Source organism: Microcella humidisoli, from assembly GCF_024362325.1.
GTDB classification, from domain to species: domain Bacteria; phylum Actinomycetota; class Actinomycetes; order Actinomycetales; family Microbacteriaceae; genus Microcella; species Microcella humidisoli.
Genome location: NZ_CP101497.1, coordinates 1,248,370 through 1,264,704 on the forward strand (window position 1 = coordinate 1,248,370; position 16,335 = coordinate 1,264,704).

The following is a 16,335-nucleotide window of genomic DNA, read 5'->3' on the forward strand; positions in this document are numbered from 1 at the left end:
TGGGGCCATGCATGGCGAATACAAGGTGCCCGGCGGCAAGCTCGTCGTCGTCGACCTCGAGGTGACCGAGGGGCGCATCAGCGCGTTCCGGCTCGCGGGCGACTTCTTCGTCGAGCCCGACGAGGTCGTGCCCGCCATCGAGGCCGCCGTGCTCGGCCTGCCCGCCGACACCGACGCCGCCGCCCTGACGACCGCGGTACGAGATGCCCTGCCCGACGGCGCCGTGCTGCTGGGCTTCAGCCCCGAGGCGGTCGCCACGACCGTGCGGCGCGCGCTCGCGAGCGCGACGGCTTTCGCCGACTACGACTGGCAGCTGCTGCGCGGCCCCGCGCTCGCGCCCTTGCAGCAGATGGCCATGGACCAGGTGCTCGCCGAAGAGGTCGGCGACGGCCGCCGCGGCCCCACCCTGCGCATCTGGGAGTGGACGACCCCTGCCGTCGTGATCGGCTCGTTCCAGAGCGTGCGCAACGAGGTCGACCTCGACAACGCCGAGCGCTACGGCTTCGAGATCGTGCGGCGCATCTCAGGCGGGGGCGCGATGTTCATCGAGCCCGCCTCGGCCATCACCTACTCGCTGTACGCGCCGGCCGCTCTCGTGCACGGCATGAGCTTCGCCGAGTCGTACGCCTTCCTCGACGAGTGGGTCATCACGGCGCTGCGCGGGCTCGGCATCGAGGCCAGCTACCAGCCCCTCAACGACATCGCCAGCCCGAGCGGCAAGATCGGCGGCGCCGCGCAGAAGCGGCTCGGCACGGGGGCCGTGCTGCACCACGTGACCATGGCCTACGACATGGATGGCGACCGCATGGTCGAAGTGCTGCGCATCGGCCGCGAGAAGCTCAGCGACAAGGGCATCAAGAGCGCCAACAAGCGCGTCGACCCGCTCAAATCGCAGACGGGGCTCTCGCGCGACGAGATCATCGACCGCCTCGTCGGCACCTTCCGGGCGCAGTACGGCCTCACCGAGGGCACCATCACCGCAGCCGAACTCGATCGTGCGAACGCGCTCGTGGCCGAGAAGTTCTCGACGCACGACTGGCTGCACCGCGTTCCGTGAGTCCGCGCATCCGGGCCCTCGCCCTCGTCCTGCTGCTCGCCGGCATCCTCGTCGGCGGCGTCGTGCTGTCGGCGGTCACGGGGCAGCTGCCGATCACGCCCACCGAGGTGGCGGGCTCGCTGCTGCGCGCGATCGGCATCGACACCGCCTGGGCGCCGACCGACCCCATCGTCGAGTCGACGCTGTGGGTCGTGCGGTTCCCGCGCATCCTCATGGGTCTCGCCGTCGGGGCTGCGCTCGCCGTCGCCGGCGCGGTCATGCAGGCCGTGTTCGGCAATCCGCTCGCCGAGCCGGGCGTTGTCGGCGTCTCGTCGGGCGCCGCCCTCGGCGCTGCGACCGCGATCACCATCGGCGCCTCGGTACTCGGCGGCCCGGGGGTGGCGCTCTTCGCGTTCGTCGGCGGGCTGCTCGCAACCCTGCTGGTCTACGCCGTCGCCCGCGCCGGCGGACGCACCGAGGTCGTCACCCTGCTGCTCACGGGCATCGCCGTCAACGCGATCGCACAAGCGGGCATCGCCTTCGTGCTCTTCGTCGCCGACACGGCGAGCCGCGAGCAGATCGTGTTCTGGCAGCTCGGTTCGCTCGGCGGCTCACGCTGGGATCAGGTGGCCCTCGTCGCCGTGGTCGCCGCCGTCGGCATCACCGTGGCGCTGCTGCTCGCCCGGCGCTACGACCTGCTCGCGCTCGGCGAGCGCAGCGCTCGCCATCTCGGCGTCGATGTCGAGCGGCTGCGCATCGTCTCGATCGTGCTCGTCGCCCTGCTCACCGGCGCGGCCGTCGCCTTCACGGGCATCATCGCCTTCGTCGGACTCGTCGTGCCGCACCTCATCCGCATGATCATCGGCCCAGCCCACCGCGGGCTCATCCTCGCGAGCGCGGTGGGCGGTGGCGCTCTGCTCGTTGTGGCCGACCTGCTGACACGCACGCTCGTCGGCGGGGCCGAGCTGCCGATCGGCATGCTCACCTCGCTCGTCGGCGGACCCTTCTTCTTCTGGCTGCTCTACCGGCAGCGGCGGCGCAGTGGGGGGTGGGCATGACGTCGACCAGCGCGGCCGGAGCGGCCGTCATCACCGCGCGCGGCATCCACGTGCGCCGGGACGAGCGCGAGATCCTCAGCGCCATCGACCTCGAGGTGCGCGCCGGCGAGGTGCTCGCCCTCGTCGGACCCAACGGAGCCGGGAAGTCGACCCTGCTCTCGGTGCTCAGTGGCGACCTCCGGGCGAGCGAGGGCGCGGTCGAGCTGCTCGGCCGCGCAGTGGCGGCGTATCGCCCGCTCGAGCTCGCGCAGCGCCGGGCCGTGCTGTCGCAGGCCAACACCGTGAGCTTCCCGTTCCGCGTGCTCGAGATCGTGCAGATGGGCCGCAGCCCCTGGCTGCGCACGGCCGAGCTCGCCGACGACGAACGCGCCGTCAGCGAGGCGATCGAGGCCACCGATATCGGGCATCTGCTCGGCCGCCGGTTCACGAGCCTCAGCGGTGGCGAGCAGGCGCGCGTCTCGCTCGCGCGCGTGCTCGCGCAGTCGACGCCCATCGTCTTCCTCGACGAGCCGACCGCGGCCCTCGATCTGCGGCACCAGGAGGAGGTCATGCGCCTCGCCCGTGCGCTCGCCGCCGCCGACCGCGCCGTCGTCGTGGTCGTGCACGACCTCTCGCTCGCCGGCGCCTACGCCGACCGCATCGCGCTGCTCGACCACGGTCGTCTCGACGCGGTCGGCACGCCCGCCGAAGTCATGACGGCCGACCGGGTCGGGCGGGTCTACGGGCTCGACGTGCAGATCCACCGGCTGGGAGCATCCGACCGCCCGATCGTGCTGCCGCTGCGCGACTGAGGATTGCTCCGAATCAGCGGGATAGACTGACCGCATGGAGTGGTGGGGGTGGCTGCTGATCGCGGCGGGGGCGGTGGCGCTCGGCGCGATCGCGCAGCGGGCCGGGTGGATCGACCTGAGCGGCGGCGGGCGCCGCGGCGGCTCGGGCGGCGGGCTCGTCGGCATCGGCGACGAGGTCTTCAACCCGACGCGCCACGAAGCCTCGATCGAGCTCGACCGGCAGACGACGCTGCCCGCGCCCGCGCCCATCCCCGGCGATGGCGACCTCGGCGTCATCCAGGTCGACGGCGATCCGGATGCTGGCGACGGCTATCGGGGCGTCATCCGCCTGTAGCGCTCAGCGCGTCGTGAGGTCGGCGTACTCGGGGTGCCGGCGCATCCACATGACGACGAAGCCGCACACGGGCTGCACGCGGTCGGTCGTCGATTGCCTCAGGTCGTCGAGGATCGCGCGCACGACCTCGCCGCCGACGCCCTTGTTGCGCATGACCGGCGGCACCTCGGCGTGCAGCAGCCGCACGGTCGTTCCGACGCGGTCGTAGACGATCCAGCCCTGCAGCTCGTCGCCCTCGTAGGCGGCGTAGCGCTCGGCATCGGGCTCGTGGTGCACGGTGAGAGACATGGTCGGCACCCTACTCGGGTCGCTTCTGCTCCCACCGGGGCTGCTCCTCGGGGGGCGGTGTTGGGCCGGGTGACGGCTGACTGCCGGACAGCAGCTTCCAGATGGCGACGCCCGCGCCCACCCAGATGGCGAGGTCGTCGACGAGGCCGAGGGGGCCCGTCAGCAGCTCGGGGATGATGTCGATCGGGGAGGCGCCGTAGGCGAGCGCGCCGAGCGCGACGAGCACGGCGGAGAAGATGGCGCGGCCTCGGGTCATGGCACCACGGTATCGCGCGCGGTGTCGCGGCGTCGCTGCGTCTCGGCGGCTCAGGCGCTCGCGCGCACGACGACCTCGGTCGGCATGAGGTGCTGGCGGGCGGTCGGCACGCCCTCGAGCAGGTCGAGCAGCACGCGCGCCATGCGCTCACCCTGCTCGATGGAGGGTTGCCGCACAGTCGTGAGCGGAATCTCGCTCGCGAGCGCCGCGGGCGAGTCGTCGAAGCCCATGACCGCGATCTGCTCGGGCACGGCGATGCCGCGCTCGCGCAGCACCGTGATGACGCCCATCGCCATGAGGTCGCTCGCGACGAAGATCGCGTCGAGGTCGGGGTGGGCATCGAGCAGCTCGCGCGCAGCCCGCACCCCGCCGGCGAGGGTGAAGTCACCGCGGGCGATCGCGTCGGTCGCGAGCCCCGCATCCGTCATCGCCGTCTGCCAGCCGGCCAGCCGGTCGATGCCGGCGGGCATGTCGTCGGGGCCGGCGACCGTGCCGATGCGGCGGCGGCCCCGGGCGATGAGGTAGCGCGTGCCGTCGGCGGCCGCCTCGGGGTTGTCGACGTCGACGAAGTAGGTCGCTGTGGTCTCGCGGTCGAGCGGCCGACCGCCGAAGACGACGGGGATGCTCGAGCCGAGCTCGGCCAGCACGTGGTCATCGGAGTGGTGCGAGACGACGAGGGCGCCGTCGACGTTGCCCCCGAGCAGGTAGGCGATGGTCTTGTCGAACGCACCCGTCGTGCTCGCGAGGTGCAGGTTGAGCACGTAGCCCGTGTCGTCGAGCACGTTCGAGATGCCCTTGACGATGGCCGCGAAGTAGGGGTCGCCGAAGAAGCGGGTGGTGTCTTCGGGAATCACGAGGGCGATCGCCATCGACCGGCGGTTGGCGAGCGACCGCGCCGCCCGGTTCGGGGTGTAGCGCAGCTCGGCGATCGCAGCGGTCACGGCGGCGATCGTGTCGTCGCTCACGCGCGGCGAGCCGTTGACGACGCGCGAGACCGTGGCGCGTGAGACGCCCGCGCGCTCGGCCACCATCTCGAGCGTGGGGGCGACGCGCGTGCTGCCACCCTCCGCTGTCATGGGTGAATCCTAGTCAGCGGTGGGCGGCACGCTACGCGCGGCGATCGCCGCCTGGTAGAGCCGACCGCTCGCCTTCACGGTGCGCACCTGAGTCTCGTAGTCGACCCGCACGAGCCCGAAGCGCTTGTCGTAGCCCCAGGCCCACTCGAAGTTGTCCATGAGCGACCAGTAGAAGTAGCCCTTGACGTTCACGCCCTGCTCGATCGCGTCGAGGATGGCGTCGAGGTGCAGGCGCAGGAACTCGGCGCGCTCGACATCGTCGACCGAGCCGTCGGGGCCGACCTCGTCGGTGTAGGCCGCACCGTTCTCGGTGACGTAGAGGGTGACGCCCGCGGGTCGCGCGTACTCCTCGTCGATGCGCACGAGCAGTCGCGTGAGGCCCTCGGGCTGCACCTCCCACTCCATGGCCGTGACGGGCAGGCCGCGCGGGTGGGTGAAGATGCCCTCGCCGGCGGGGAAGGGCGACAGCTTGACGCGTTCGGAGGGCGCGGCGCTCGAGAGCGGCGCCTCGGCGGGCGGGCGGGCGCTCACCGCATCACCGTGGTAGTAGTTGATGCCCAGCGCGTCGATGGGGGTCGCGATCGTCGCGAGGTCGCCATCGAGCACGGGAAGGTGGAGCCCGCGCGCGTCCAGGTCGGCGAGCAGGTCGGCGGGGTAGGCGCCGCGGAAGATCGGGTCGAGGAAGAGGCGGTTGTGCTGCGCGTCGATGCGCCGCGCGGCGTCGACATCGTCCGCATCCTGCGGGTCGACGGGGTCGGCCACGGTCATGTTGAGCGTGATGCCGAGGCTCAGCGCGGGGTCGAGCGCGCGCAGCCGTTGCGTGGCGAGGCCGTGCCCGAGCAGCAGGTGGTGGGCGGCGTCGAGCGACGCTTGCGGGTTCTGGATGCCCGGCGCGTGCTCTCCGCTGAGATAGCCGAGGAACGCCGAGCACCAGGGCTCGTTGAGCGAGGTCCAGTTGGTGACGCGGTCGCCCAGTACGGCGTGCACGTCGGCCGCGTAGTCGGCGAAGCGCAGGGCGGTGTCGCGCGCGGGCCAGCCGCCCGCATCCTGCAGCGCTTGCGGCAGGTCCCAGTGGTAGAGCGTCAGCCACGGGGTGATGCCCGCGTCGAGCAGGTCGTCGACGAGGCGGCTGTAGAAGTCGAGGCCCGTGGCGTTCGCCGTGCGGCCGTCGGGCTGCACGCGCGCCCACGACGTGCTGAAGCGGTAGACCTGCACGCCGAGCTCGCGCATGAGCGCGACGTCGTCGCGGTAGCGGTCGTAGTGCTCGCACGCGCGCTCGCCGCTGTCGCCGCCGACGACGGCGCCGGGGATGCGGCAGAACGCGTCCCAGATCGAGTCAGCCCGGCCATCGCGGTGGGTCGCGCCCTCGATCTGGTAGGCGGCGGTGGCGACACCGAGGCGGAAGTCGGCCGGAATCGGGCGCGGCGAAGCGTGCGTCGATGCCGACGCGGTGGTGTGGGTGGTCATCCCTTAATGGCTCCCTGCATGATGCCGCTCACGAGGTGACGGCCGGCGACGACGAACAAGATCAACAGTGGGATCGTGCTCAGGATAACTCCGGCCATGACCACCGAGTAGTCGACGAAGTAGTTGCTCTGCAGCAGCGAGAGCGCCACGGGCAGGGTCGGGTTCTGCCGGTCGAGCACGATGAAGGGCCAGAAGAAGTTGGTCCACGTCGCGATGAAGATGAAGAGCGCAAGCATCGCCGCGGCAGGACGCGCGGCGGGCAGGGCCACCGACCAGAAGGTGCGGATCATGCTCGCCCCGTCGACCCGCGCGGCCTCGATGAGCTCGTAGGGCAGCGCTTGCGCGAGGTACTGCGTCATCCAGAACACTCCGAACGCGCTCACGACCGCGGGCAGGATGACCGCCCACAGCGTGCCGGCGAGCTGCAGCTGGCTCATCGCGATGAAGAGGGGCACGACGCCGAGCTGGGTCGGCACGGCCATCGTGGCGATGACGAACACGAGCAGGCCGTTGCGGCCGCGGAACCGCAGCTTGGCGAAGGCGAAGCCCGCGAGCGTCGAGAACAGCACGACGGATGCGGAGACCACGGTCGAGACGATGATCGAGTTGCCGATCGCGCGCCAGAAGTTGACGCTGTCGGCCTCGAGCACGGCGGCCGCGTTGGTGAGGAAGTTGCCGCCCGGCCACCAGACGATGTCTTGCTGGTTGATGGTGGAGGCGTCGCCCGAGCCGATGAGGAACGACCAGTAGATGGGGAACATCGAGCCGAGCATGACGGCCGTGAGGAAGCCGTAGGCCTTCCAGCCGGGCCGCTGGCCGTTCTCGAGGCCGCGGCGACGCGGGGTGCGGCGTCGCTCGAGCAGTCCGGTGCCGGTCATGATGCCTTCGCAATCGAACGGGTGATGGCCACGTTGAGCAGCCCCACGATGACGATGATGAGGAAGAGCAGCCACGCGACCGCGGCAGCGCGACCGAAGTTCAGCTGCCCCCAGCCGAGGTTGTAGAGGTAGATCGTGATGGTCATCCACTGGCTGCTCGCGCCGCCCTGGCCGACCGAGTCGTACAGGCGCGGCTCGTCGAAGATCTGCAGGCCGCCGATCGTCGAGGTGACGATGACGAAGATGAGGGTCGGGCGCAGCTGGGGGATCGTGATGGAGAAGAACTGCCGCACGATGCCCGCGCCGTCGATCATCGCGGCCTCGTAGTAGTCGCGCGGGATCGCCTGCATGGCCGCGAGCAGGATGAGCGCGGTGTAGCCCGTCCAGCGGAAGTTGACCATGGTCGCGATGGCGATGTGGCTCGGCAGCACGTCGGAGTGCCACCCGATCGGGTCGATGCCGAGGTCGCCCAGCAGGTTGTTGATGAGGCCGTACTGGTCGCCGAACATGTTGCTGAAGATGAGGGTGACGGCGACGGGGGCCACCACGTAGGGCAGCAGCACGCCCATGCGCCAGAAGGTCTTGGCCCGCAGGTTGCGGTCGAGCACCGCGGCAATGAGCAGCGCGAAGGCGATCTGCGGCACGGCCGAGATGAGGAAGATCGAGAAGGTGTTGCGCAGCGCGATCCAGAAGGGCGGCTGCGAGAGCACGAAGGCGAAGTTGTCGAAGCCGACGAAGTCGCCCTGGCCCCCGATGAGGTTCCACTCGTGCACCGACACCCAGGCCGTGTAGACGAGCGGGAAGAGGCCGGTGATCGCGAAGAGGATGAAGAAGGGCGAGATGTACAGGTAGGGCGAGATCTTGACGTCCCACCGCGAGAGCGTCTGCGAGAAGGCGATGCGGCGCACCGAGCGCTGCTTCTTCTGGATGGGGGCGGAGAGCCCGGTAGCGGTGGTCAGCATGGCTGTTCTCCTGTGAGCGCCGTCGGTCATCGAGGGGTGTGCCCGGGGCCGCTCGCCTTGGAGGAGGCGAGCGGCCCCGGGGTGGTTCTTCTGGCGGTTAGCCGAGGGCCGTCACGTCAGCGACGAACTGATCCCACGACTCTTGGATGCTCTGCGAGGCATCCACGTCGACGCGGGTCAGCGCCTTCTGCAGCGCGTCGTTGATCGGGAAGTACTTCACGCTCTTGAAGGGCGCGACGCCGATCGCCTGCGAGCGCTCGATGAGGATCTCGCCGACGGGAGCGTCGTTGAAGTACTCGTTCGTGGCGCTGCGCAGCTCCTCCGACTCGTAGGCCTCGACCTGGCTCGGGAAGGTGCCGGCCGCGGCGAACGCCGAGAGCTGCTGCTCGGGAGCGGTGAGCCATGCGGCGAGCTTCGTCGCGGCCTCGATGTTCGCGCCCTGGGCGGGAACGGTCAGGTACGAGCCGCCCCAGTTGCCGCCGCCGCCGGGGAAGACGTTCGCGACGTCCCACCCGGTCACGTCGGGAGCGTTGCCCGAGATGACGCCGAGCATCCAGCCCGGGCAGAGCATCGTGGCGAAGGCACCGTTCGAGAGGCCCGCGAACCAGTCGTCGCTCCACTGGCTGAGGTTGGCCGAGAGGGTCGAGCTGGCCTCGAGCACCGAGGTGAAGGCCGCCTCGACCTCGGGGTTCGTGGTGGCGATGACCGTGCCGTCAGCCTCTTCGTAGGCGAACTCGATCTGGTTGACGACACCCTGGTAGGTGGCGCCGGCCGAGTCGAACCATGCCTGGCCGGTCGCGTCGACGTACTGCTGGCCGACCTCGTAGTAGGTGTCCCAGTCGCCCTCGAGCAGCGCCGCGACCTCGTCGCGGTCCGTAGGCAGGCCCGCGGCCTCGAACAGGTCGGCGCGGTAGCAGACGGCCTCCGGGCCGATGTCGGTGCCGTACGCGACCAGGCGGCCGTCAGCATCCGTCGCCGCCGCGGTCTTCCAGTCGACCCAGCGGTCGGCGAGCTCGGGGTCGGTCAGGTCGGCGAGCTTGTCGCTGTACTGCATCATCTCGGCGAACCAGTCGACCTCGACGGCCTCGATGTCGGCGAGGCCGCTGCCGGCGCCGAGCTTGGTGAAGAAGTTGTCGCGAGCGTCGTTCGAGGTCGCGGCGCGGTTGTGCACGATCGTGACGCCGGGGTTCTCGGCCTCGTACTGCGCGAACAGCTCGTCGGTGTAGCCGAAGTCGTTGAACGTGGCGACCGTGAGGGTGATGTCACCACCCTCGGCACCGGGGTCGGTCGAGCTGGCGCAGCCCGAGGCGATGAGGGCGAATGCGGCGGCGCCGGCGATGGCGCCGGCCGCAGTGCTGCGTCGTGAAAGTTTCACGGTCACTCCTTTGTGTGCGTGGGTGGAGGGTGAGAGCGCTCTCATTCGGTAGTCGTGAGAGCGCTCTCACAATGCGTGGAACACTACGCAGGTGTTGTCTGCAATGTCAACGCCTGTTCCAGAACAACATGAAAAGCCCGATCAGAAGGCTCATTTGGCGACTCGATTTCGGCGCGCCGCCCGAGGCGTGATGCGGTCGTCGATCGTCAGAACACCTCGGGCTAGTCTCGACGCGTGACCACGAACCCCCGAGCTCGCACTGCGCGCCGCGTCGCGAGCGCCCTGGGTGCCGCGGCCATCGTGGCCGTGCTGATCGGCTGCGCCACCCCGCGCGAACCGATCCTTCCCGTGCGGTCGGCGAGCCCGACCCCCAGCCCCACACCGACGGTCACCCCGACGCCGACCCCGACCCCGACGCCGACCCCGACGTTCGACCGCGCGCAGCGCTCGATCGATGCGGCCGATTCGCTGTGGGTCGTGGCCAACAAGCGGCGGCCGCTGCAACCCGAGACCTACGCCCCTGCCGACCTCGTGCGTGTCGATGTGCCGTACACGAACGAGCCGTTCCTGCGCAGTGCCGCCGCCGAGGCCGCGCAGCAGCTCTTCGCCGCTGCCGAGGCCGAGGCGGGCCTGCGACTGCAGTCGCTCAGCACGTACCGCAGTTACAACACCCAGGTGCGGGTCTACAACGACATCGTCGCCAACCGCGGGCAAGACTATGCGAACCGCCGCAGCGCGCAGCCGGGCCACAGCGAGCACCAGACGGGCCTGTCGATCGACATCGGTTCGATTCCCGCATCGTGCGCCTTCGATCCCTGCTTCGGCGACACCGCGCACGGACGTTGGCTGGCCGACAACGCGTGGCGGTTCGGATTCCACCTGCGCTACCCCGAGGGGGGCACGCCCGTCACGGGGTACGACTACGAGCCGTGGCACTTCCGGTACGTGGGGCTCGAGCTCGCCGCCGAGCTGCACGAGACGGGTATCCCGACGCTCGAAGAGTTCTTCGGACTGCCGCCCGCCCCCGACTACGGCAACTGAGCATCACACCCTTGCTGGTCGACAGGGCAGGGGTCTAGCGTTCGCGCATGGACTACACGCGCAGCATCCGAGTTGTCGGCGGCCATGACGAGGTCGCGGCGCTCTTCGCCGACGCATCGACGTGGCACGAGTGGCAGCCGCCGTTGCTGGCTGTAGACGTGCTGGACGGAGCACCGCCGGCGACCGGCGCCCGGTCACGCCTCACGTTTCGTCGAGGACGTCGCGGCACCATGGTCATGACCGAGACCGTCGAGCACAGCGCGCTGCCCGAGCAGTGGAACGTCGTCTACGAGGTGCCGGGCGTGTACAACCTCTGCGAGAACCGCTTCACCCCGACGGATGCGGGCTCGACGATCATCGAGCAGCGCAACGTCTTCCGCTTCACGGGGTTCATGCGCGTCGTCGGGCTGCTCTTCGGCCGAAGCTTCCCGCGCGAGACCGAGAAGTCGCTCGAGGCCTTCCGGGCGTTCGCGACCGAGAGGTTCGGCGCCGCCCGCTGATCGCCATGACGTGTTGCGCGCGATCAGCCGTGCGCCGCGGACGCCCGCTTCCAAACTCGCCCGAGGATGTGCCGCCCGCACCCATTTACGGGGATCCTCTCCGGCTCAGTGATCAGATATGACGTTATACTTCACGGAGTTCACGACCGCGCATGATGCGAGGAGCAGCCCATGGCGACCACCCCCGAGGGCTTTCTCGCTCAGCCGATCCTGACCTCGCCGGGGCAACCGCTCCGCGTCGCGGTCTATTCGCGGTTGTCGCAGGGAATCCGCTCCGGAGTTCTCGAAGCCGGCAGCATCCTGCCGCGAGAGACGGAGCTCGCCGTCATGCTCGGCGTCAGCCGTACGGTCGTGCGCGAGGCGCTCATGCTGCTGGAGGAGGACGGGCACATCGTGACCCGCCGCGGCATCGGCCGATTCATCGCCGACACCCTGCCCGCACCCGGGCTCGAACGATTGCAGTCGATCGAGAGCCTGCTCGGGTCGACGGGCGTCGACGTGTCGGTGATCGCGTTCAATTCACAGCAACCGACCGACTTCGTGACCGATCACGTCGCCATCGATCCCGGGTCGCTCTCGTGGTTTCGCGAGTCGGTGCTGGTTCGCGACGGCCGACCACTCGCGCTCGTGCAGGAGTACACCCCCGACGAACCGCAGCTTCGCGCGCTGAGCCCCGCTCTCGCATCGGCGTTCGCCACCGTGCAGCCTGCGGGGCCGACCATGCTGAGCACGCTTCTCGCCGGTCTCGGGTCCGAGCTCGCGCCGGGGTTGTGCGTCATCACGACGAGCGTTGCCGGCCCGACTCGGGCCGGCCATTTGAGCATCAAGGCGAGCGACCCGGTGCTGCTCGTCACGCAGACCGCGCTCGTGGGCGGCACCCCCGTCATCGTCGTCAAGTCGGCGTTCACCGCCGAAGCGGGGCACCTCTCCGTCGCACAATCGGGCACGAGTCGTTCAGCGGGCTGACCGACGAGGGGAGTCGCCGCCGGACGGCCCCGCCAGGCGGGACGCGACCGCGAGCCCCAGCAGCACGATCGCGAGCGCAGCGCCGACGGCGAAGACGGCCGTCGCCCCTGTCGACTCGGCGATGAGGCCGCTGATCGCGGTGAGGATGGCCTGACCGACGACGAGGCTGCTCTGGAGCGTCACGAGCACCGTATTCGTGCGGTCGGGCGGAGCGGCGATCGCGCCGAGGCTGAAGAGCGCGACGAGCGATGCGCCCACCCCGCAGCCGGCGACGAAGAGCGCGAGGGCCACGATCGGGATCTCGTCGGTCGCGGTGAGCAGGACGACGGCGGCGATCGCCATGGCCGACCCCGTGATCCACCGCAGCGACAGGCCGATGCTCGCGGGCACCGCCATCATGGCAAGTGCTGTCGCAATCGCACCGACGCTCATGGCGCCGTACAGCAGCCCGGTCTGCTCGACCGCACCGAGCTGCTGCAGCAGCGCCGTGAGCCCGGTGAGGATCGAACCGAAGATGCCGCCGACCGCGACCATCGCCAGCACGAGCACAGTGAGCTCGACTGTGACGAGAGCTCGCACCGGGGTGCGCGCTGAAGCGGGTCGATCGTCGGGCTCGGTGCGCACGAGCGTCGCCGTCGGATGCAGCGCGAACGCGGTCACGACCGTCAGGGTCACGACCGCCGAGAGGGCCAGCGGCGCCCAGGGGGCGATACCCGCGCTCAGTGCGCCGACGAGCACCGGTCCGAGCACGAACGAGGCCTCGTCGGCCATCGACTCGTAGCTCATCACCACGGACTGCGCGCGGGCGCCGTCGCTACGGGGCATCGATGATGCGGCGCCGACGAGGCGCGCGCGCGAGAACGGAGCGACCTGCGGGGTCGTCGCCCCGAGCACCGCCGCGCTCGCGATCAGCACAGCCACGGGGAGGTCGAGCCGCACGAGCGCGAGGAAGCCGACGGCCGCCAGCGCGCTCGACACCGCGAGCACGAGCAGCACCCGGCGCTGCCCGAAGCGGTCGGCGAGGGAGCCGGAGAGGGGGCCGAGCGATGCCGTGCCGAGGCCAGCGGCGGCGGCAAGCACCCCCGCGAGCGCGAGCGATCCCTGCTCGATGGCGGTGACCGTGAGCACGCCGACGATCATCATCGCGAAGGGCAACCGGCCGACGAAGGCGAGCGGGAAGTACGGGGGTCCGACGGTGCTCGCGAGCATCCGGAACAGCCGGGGGGTCGTCGTGGGAGTGGTCATCCTGAGGTTCCGATCGGGGTTCTGGGGACGGGTGCGATCGTCGGTGAACGCCGAAGCGCGCCCGGTCGTGGAGGACGACCGGGCGCGCTCGAGCGGTGCGTCGTCAGGGAGACGACGGGGAGTCGACGACGAACTCGCCGGAGATGATCGCGGCCTGCAGCGCCTCGACCTCGGCGATGAGCGCCGGGTCGAGCTTCGACTCCCAGTCGTGGAAGGGCGCAATGCCGACGCCGCCGTTGTCGAGCGTGCCGACGTACGGGTCGGACGAGAAGCCGCCCTCGAACGAGGCCATCGTCACTTCGCGCGACGCCGTCGTGAGGTTCTTCATGACCGAGGTGAGGATGAACTCGCTGTAGTCAGGGGCCGTGACCACGACATCGGAGTTCACGCCGATGATGGCCGCGTCGGTGCCCTGCTCTTGCACCGCTTCGATGGAGGCGATGAACAGGGTTCCGGCGACCGGCATCACGATGTCGGCGCCCTGGTCGAGCAGCCCCAGCGTGATGTTCTTTGCCTGCAGCTGGTCGTCGAAGCTGCCGACGAACAGGCCGTTCTGCGCCTCGCGATCCCAGCCGAGCAGGCGCACATCGGTGCCGTGCACCTCGTTGTAGTGCTCGATGCCGATCTGGAATCCGTCCATGAACACCGTTACCGAGGGGAAGGGCATGCCGCCGTAGGTGCCGACTACACCGGTCGTCGAGGCGCCCGCCGCGACGTACCCGGCGAGCGCGGCGGCCTGGGCGGTGTCGAACAGCACGGGCTTCACATTCGGCAGCTCGAGCGGGCTGAAGTCGTCGTTCGTCACGGTGCTGTCGATCAGCGCGAAGTTGACGTCCTCGTTCACGAGAGCGCTGTCGCGCGTCGCGTTGGCGAGGGCGAATCCGACCGTGACGATGAGATCGCAGCCCTCTTCGACGAGCGTGCCGATGTTGCCGGAGTACTGGTCCTCCGACGAGGACTCAGCGCCGCGAGCCTCGACGCCGATCTCGGCCGCCGCCTCCTCGACGCCGGCGAAGGTCAGCTCGTTGAAGTCGTTGTCGTCGAAGCCCGTGAGGTCGGAGACCGCGCAGGGCAGGAAGTCGGGTGCGCCCGCGTCGTCTGTCGTACCCGGTTCGGGAGCGGCGGCGCACGCGCTGAGTGCGAGGGCGATGAGCGTGGTGCTGCCGATGAGGGCGAGCGGTGTGCGTCGGAACATGGAGTGGTGCCTCCTCTGGTGCAGGCGTCGTTGGTGCGGAGAGGGACGACGGTCACGCGACCGCCTTGTTGTATGAAGTTATACCTCATACCTTACTGAGCGACAAGCGCTCAGGAGAGCATCGAGTGCAGGCGTTCTCGATCGGCGGGCTCCAGGAACGCCGCTGCCACGCTGACGCGGTCGAGTGCTGCCAGGTCGTCGTCCTGCCAGCCGAACGCCCGCTGCAGCACGGTGCGCTCGGTCGCGAGGTCCGAGCCCGTCTGCATCGGGTTGTCGTCGCCGAGCACGAGGGGTACCCCTGCGGCGCGAAAGGCCGCCTCCGGATGCTGGTCGAGTCGCGCGATGGCGCCCGTGAACACGTTCGACGTCGGGCAGATCTCGACGACGACGCCGTGGTCGGCGCACCATGCGAGAACGTCCGGGTCGTCCACGATGTGCGCGCCGTGCCCGATGCGCGTCGCTCCGAGCAGTTCGACGGCCTGCCGGGCGGCGGAGGCGGGTCCCGCCTCCGCCGCGTGGCACGTGATGCCGAGCCCGGCAGCGCGAGCGATCGCGAAGGAGCCCGTGTGGGGCTCGAGCGCAGGGTAGAGCAGTTCGTCGCCGGCGAGATCGAAGCCCACGACTCCCGATCCGGCGGCGCGAGCCGCAGCATCGGCGACGAGCTCGTTCGTCTCCGGGTCGTGATGCCGCAGCGCCGCGAGCACGATCCCCGCGCTGATGCCCGTGATCGCGGTCGCGTCACGCAGGCCCTCGCACGCGGCGCGCACGATCTCGTCGATACCGTTCGCGTCGTCGGCGTGGGTCGCTGGCCCGAAACGCAACTCGAGATGGGACTGACCGCTCGCGGCCGCATCGATCACGGCTTCGCGTGCGATCCGGCGCACCGCCTCGGCTGACCGGAAGAACGGGTAGGTCGCTGCGACGCGAACGAGGTACTGCGTGAGGGTGCCAGGGGCGTCCAGGGCGATCGCCGCGGCCCATCCCTCGGGCGGATCGACCAGACCGAGCGCGGGCGCGAGGTCCGCGGCCGTGCTCGGGCGAACGCGCCCTTCGAGATGGCTGTGCAGGTTGATGAGTACGCTCATAGTTCCAGGCGCACCGCGGTCTCGAGCGCCGCCTCGATGCTGCGCATCCATCCCTCTTTGAGGGCTTCCTTGACACCCGAGTACAAGCTCGTGCCGTCGATGAGGTTGCTCGAAGTCGAGCAGATCATGCCAGCGCGCACGCCCCGAAGGCGAGCGACGACGTAGAGCGCAGCGCTCTCCATCTCGACATTCAGCACGCCGAGCCGATTCAGCTCGGCGATCCACTCGGGGGTCTCGGCATAGAACGCGTCGTCGCTGGCATTGATGCCGCTGTGCACCGCCGCGTCGGTGCCGCTCGTGAGTTCGCGGGCGATCTCCGCGAGCGTCAACGCGATCTGCAGGTCGGGCACGGCCGGAAACCCGTGGTGGGCGTAGGCCGCGGTCGTACCGTCGTTGCGCAAGGCTCCCTCGCTGACGAGCAGGTCGCCCGGCTTGACCCCGGGCTGGAGCCCCGCAGAGGAGCCGACGCGGATGAACGACGTGACGCCAACCCGGATGAGCTCTTCGACCGCGATGGCGGTCGACGGGCAGCCCATGCCGGTCGAGGTCGCGGTGATGTGGCGGCCCTTGTACCAGCCGGTCATTGTCATGTGCTCGCGATTGTGCGCCACGGTCTTCACGTCAGTGAGGAACTCGGCGACGAGCGGAACTCGGAAGGGATCACCGGGCAGAAGGGCGACGCTCGACACCTCTCCCGGTGCGACGGCGATGTGGTACTGGCGCTCGCCGACGCCCACGGCGTCCTTGTCGACAACGGCAGACTCTGACATAGGGATCTCCTG

At 69.9% G+C, this 16,335-nt stretch carries 18 protein-coding genes; 7 read left to right on the forward strand and 11 right to left on the reverse strand.

Annotated elements, in window-relative coordinates:
• Positions 1 to 7: 7 nt before the first annotated feature.
• Genes NNL39_RS05995 through NNL39_RS06010 form a run of 4 tightly spaced genes read left to right on the forward strand, consistent with a single transcriptional unit; the run spans position 8 to position 3,219 of the window.
• Positions 8 to 1,057 (forward strand): lipoate--protein ligase family protein, encoded by a 1,050-nt coding sequence (locus NNL39_RS05995; RefSeq protein ID WP_255160780.1) that lies wholly within the window; start codon positions 8 to 10, stop codon positions 1,055 to 1,057.
• Entirely contained in the window at positions 1,036 to 2,094 is a 1,059-nt protein-coding gene (locus tag NNL39_RS06000) for a FecCD family ABC transporter permease (protein WP_407665165.1), read from the forward strand. The genes NNL39_RS05995 and NNL39_RS06000 overlap by 22 nt, the downstream gene beginning before the upstream one ends.
• The gene (locus tag NNL39_RS06005) at positions 2,091 to 2,885 is read left to right on the forward strand and encodes a heme ABC transporter ATP-binding protein (RefSeq protein ID WP_255160782.1); all 795 of its coding nucleotides are present in this window, start codon (positions 2,091 to 2,093) and stop codon (positions 2,883 to 2,885) included. The genes NNL39_RS06000 and NNL39_RS06005 overlap by 4 nt, the downstream gene beginning before the upstream one ends.
• Before the next feature lie 34 nt (positions 2,886 to 2,919).
• On the forward strand, positions 2,920 to 3,219 hold the full coding sequence (locus tag NNL39_RS06010; protein ID WP_255160783.1) for a hypothetical protein: 300 nt from the start codon (positions 2,920 to 2,922) through the stop codon (positions 3,217 to 3,219).
• Between the two features lie 3 nt (positions 3,220 to 3,222).
• On the opposite strand, the gene NNL39_RS06015 is transcribed toward NNL39_RS06010, so the two are convergent.
• The 7 genes from NNL39_RS06015 to NNL39_RS06045 all read right to left on the reverse strand — a co-directional run bounded on the left by NNL39_RS06015 (position 3,223) and on the right by NNL39_RS06045 (position 9,527).
• Entirely contained in the window at positions 3,223 to 3,507 is a 285-nt protein-coding gene (locus tag NNL39_RS06015; RefSeq protein WP_255160784.1) for a GNAT family N-acetyltransferase, read from the reverse strand.
• Positions 3,508 to 3,517: 10 nt separating this feature from the next.
• Complete coding sequence (locus NNL39_RS06020; protein WP_255160785.1) at positions 3,518 to 3,763, reverse strand: DUF1232 domain-containing protein; 246 nt, start codon at positions 3,761 to 3,763, stop codon at positions 3,518 to 3,520.
• Positions 3,764 to 3,813: 50 nt separating this feature from the next.
• A complete protein-coding gene (locus NNL39_RS06025) occupies positions 3,814 to 4,839 on the reverse strand; it encodes a LacI family DNA-binding transcriptional regulator (RefSeq protein WP_255160786.1) in 1,026 nt (341 codons plus the stop codon).
• A gap of 9 nt (positions 4,840 to 4,848) precedes the next feature.
• Complete coding sequence (locus NNL39_RS06030) at positions 4,849 to 6,306, reverse strand: GH1 family beta-glucosidase (RefSeq protein ID WP_255160787.1); 1,458 nt, start codon at positions 6,304 to 6,306, stop codon at positions 4,849 to 4,851.
• Positions 6,303 to 7,184 carry a carbohydrate ABC transporter permease gene (locus NNL39_RS06035; protein WP_255160788.1) on the reverse strand — a complete coding sequence of 294 codons (882 nt, stop codon included), beginning with the start codon at positions 7,182 to 7,184 and terminating at the stop codon, positions 6,303 to 6,305. Before NNL39_RS06035 ends, NNL39_RS06030 begins: the two co-directional genes overlap by 4 nt.
• On the reverse strand, positions 7,181 to 8,146 hold the full coding sequence (locus tag NNL39_RS06040; RefSeq protein ID WP_255160789.1) for a carbohydrate ABC transporter permease: 966 nt from the start codon (positions 8,144 to 8,146) through the stop codon (positions 7,181 to 7,183). Before NNL39_RS06040 ends, NNL39_RS06035 begins: the two co-directional genes overlap by 4 nt.
• A 97-nt stretch (positions 8,147 to 8,243) precedes the next feature.
• Complete coding sequence (locus tag NNL39_RS06045; protein ID WP_407665154.1) at positions 8,244 to 9,527, reverse strand: ABC transporter substrate-binding protein; 1,284 nt, start codon at positions 9,525 to 9,527, stop codon at positions 8,244 to 8,246.
• Positions 9,528 to 9,755: 228 nt separating this feature from the next.
• On the opposite strand from NNL39_RS06045, the gene NNL39_RS12990 reads away from it, so the two are divergent.
• From NNL39_RS12990 to NNL39_RS06065, 3 genes are all read left to right on the forward strand, one after another.
• Positions 9,756 to 10,562 carry a M15 family metallopeptidase gene (locus tag NNL39_RS12990; RefSeq protein WP_265748838.1) on the forward strand — a complete coding sequence of 269 codons (807 nt, stop codon included), beginning with the start codon at positions 9,756 to 9,758 and terminating at the stop codon, positions 10,560 to 10,562.
• A gap of 47 nt (positions 10,563 to 10,609) precedes the next feature.
• On the forward strand, positions 10,610 to 11,062 hold the full coding sequence (locus tag NNL39_RS06060; protein WP_255160791.1) for an SRPBCC family protein: 453 nt from the start codon (positions 10,610 to 10,612) through the stop codon (positions 11,060 to 11,062).
• A 171-nt stretch (positions 11,063 to 11,233) separates the two neighbouring features.
• The gene (locus tag NNL39_RS06065) at positions 11,234 to 12,028 is read left to right on the forward strand and encodes a GntR family transcriptional regulator (RefSeq protein WP_255160792.1); all 795 of its coding nucleotides are present in this window, start codon (positions 11,234 to 11,236) and stop codon (positions 12,026 to 12,028) included.
• Here NNL39_RS06065 and NNL39_RS06070 read toward each other — a convergent pair.
• The 4 genes from NNL39_RS06070 to NNL39_RS06085 form a co-directional block, all read right to left on the reverse strand.
• Complete coding sequence (locus NNL39_RS06070; protein WP_255160793.1) at positions 12,017 to 13,273, reverse strand: MFS transporter; 1,257 nt, start codon at positions 13,271 to 13,273, stop codon at positions 12,017 to 12,019. The genes NNL39_RS06065 and NNL39_RS06070 overlap by 12 nt on opposite strands.
• A gap of 103 nt (positions 13,274 to 13,376) precedes the next feature.
• Positions 13,377 to 14,468, reverse strand: a complete 1,092-nt coding sequence (locus NNL39_RS06075) for a BMP family lipoprotein (protein WP_255160794.1) — start codon at positions 14,466 to 14,468, stop codon at positions 13,377 to 13,379.
• A gap of 110 nt (positions 14,469 to 14,578) precedes the next feature.
• Complete coding sequence (add, locus tag NNL39_RS06080) at positions 14,579 to 15,553, reverse strand: adenosine deaminase (protein WP_255160795.1); 975 nt, start codon at positions 15,551 to 15,553, stop codon at positions 14,579 to 14,581.
• On the reverse strand, positions 15,550 to 16,323 hold the full coding sequence (locus tag NNL39_RS06085; RefSeq protein WP_255160796.1) for a nucleoside phosphorylase: 774 nt from the start codon (positions 16,321 to 16,323) through the stop codon (positions 15,550 to 15,552). The genes add and NNL39_RS06085 overlap by 4 nt, the downstream gene beginning before the upstream one ends.
• Between the last annotated feature and the right edge of the window lie 12 nt (positions 16,324 to 16,335).

Bases quoted from the DNA above. Each gene is read 5' to 3' on its own strand.
- add (WP_255160795.1), bottom strand. From the start codon at position 15,553: ATGAGCGTACTCATCAACCTGCACAGCCATCTCGAAGGGCGCGTTCGC.
- NNL39_RS06075 (WP_255160794.1), bottom strand. From the start codon at position 14,468: ATGTTCCGACGCACACCGCTCGCCCTCATCGGCAGCACCACGCTCATC.
- NNL39_RS06060 (WP_255160791.1), top strand. From the start codon at position 10,610: ATGGACTACACGCGCAGCATCCGAGTTGTCGGCGGCCATGACGAGGTC.
- NNL39_RS06010 (WP_255160783.1), top strand. From the start codon at position 2,920: ATGGAGTGGTGGGGGTGGCTGCTGATCGCGGCGGGGGCGGTGGCGCTC.
- NNL39_RS05995 (WP_255160780.1), top strand. From the start codon at position 8: ATGCATGGCGAATACAAGGTGCCCGGCGGCAAGCTCGTCGTCGTCGAC.
- NNL39_RS06035 (WP_255160788.1), bottom strand. From the start codon at position 7,184: ATGACCGGCACCGGACTGCTCGAGCGACGCCGCACCCCGCGTCGCCGC.
- NNL39_RS06085 (WP_255160796.1), bottom strand. From the start codon at position 16,323: ATGTCAGAGTCTGCCGTTGTCGACAAGGACGCCGTGGGCGTCGGCGAG.
- NNL39_RS06070 (WP_255160793.1), bottom strand. From the start codon at position 13,273: ATGACCACTCCCACGACGACCCCCCGGCTGTTCCGGATGCTCGCGAGC.
- NNL39_RS06015 (WP_255160784.1), bottom strand. From the start codon at position 3,507: ATGTCTCTCACCGTGCACCACGAGCCCGATGCCGAGCGCTACGCCGCC.
- NNL39_RS06065 (WP_255160792.1), top strand. From the start codon at position 11,234: ATGGCGACCACCCCCGAGGGCTTTCTCGCTCAGCCGATCCTGACCTCG.
- NNL39_RS06030 (WP_255160787.1), bottom strand. From the start codon at position 6,306: ATGACCACCCACACCACCGCGTCGGCATCGACGCACGCTTCGCCGCGC.
- NNL39_RS06040 (WP_255160789.1), bottom strand. From the start codon at position 8,146: ATGCTGACCACCGCTACCGGGCTCTCCGCCCCCATCCAGAAGAAGCAG.
- NNL39_RS06005 (WP_255160782.1), top strand. From the start codon at position 2,091: ATGACGTCGACCAGCGCGGCCGGAGCGGCCGTCATCACCGCGCGCGGC.
- NNL39_RS06020 (WP_255160785.1), bottom strand. From the start codon at position 3,763: ATGACCCGAGGCCGCGCCATCTTCTCCGCCGTGCTCGTCGCGCTCGGC.
- NNL39_RS06025 (WP_255160786.1), bottom strand. From the start codon at position 4,839: ATGACAGCGGAGGGTGGCAGCACGCGCGTCGCCCCCACGCTCGAGATG.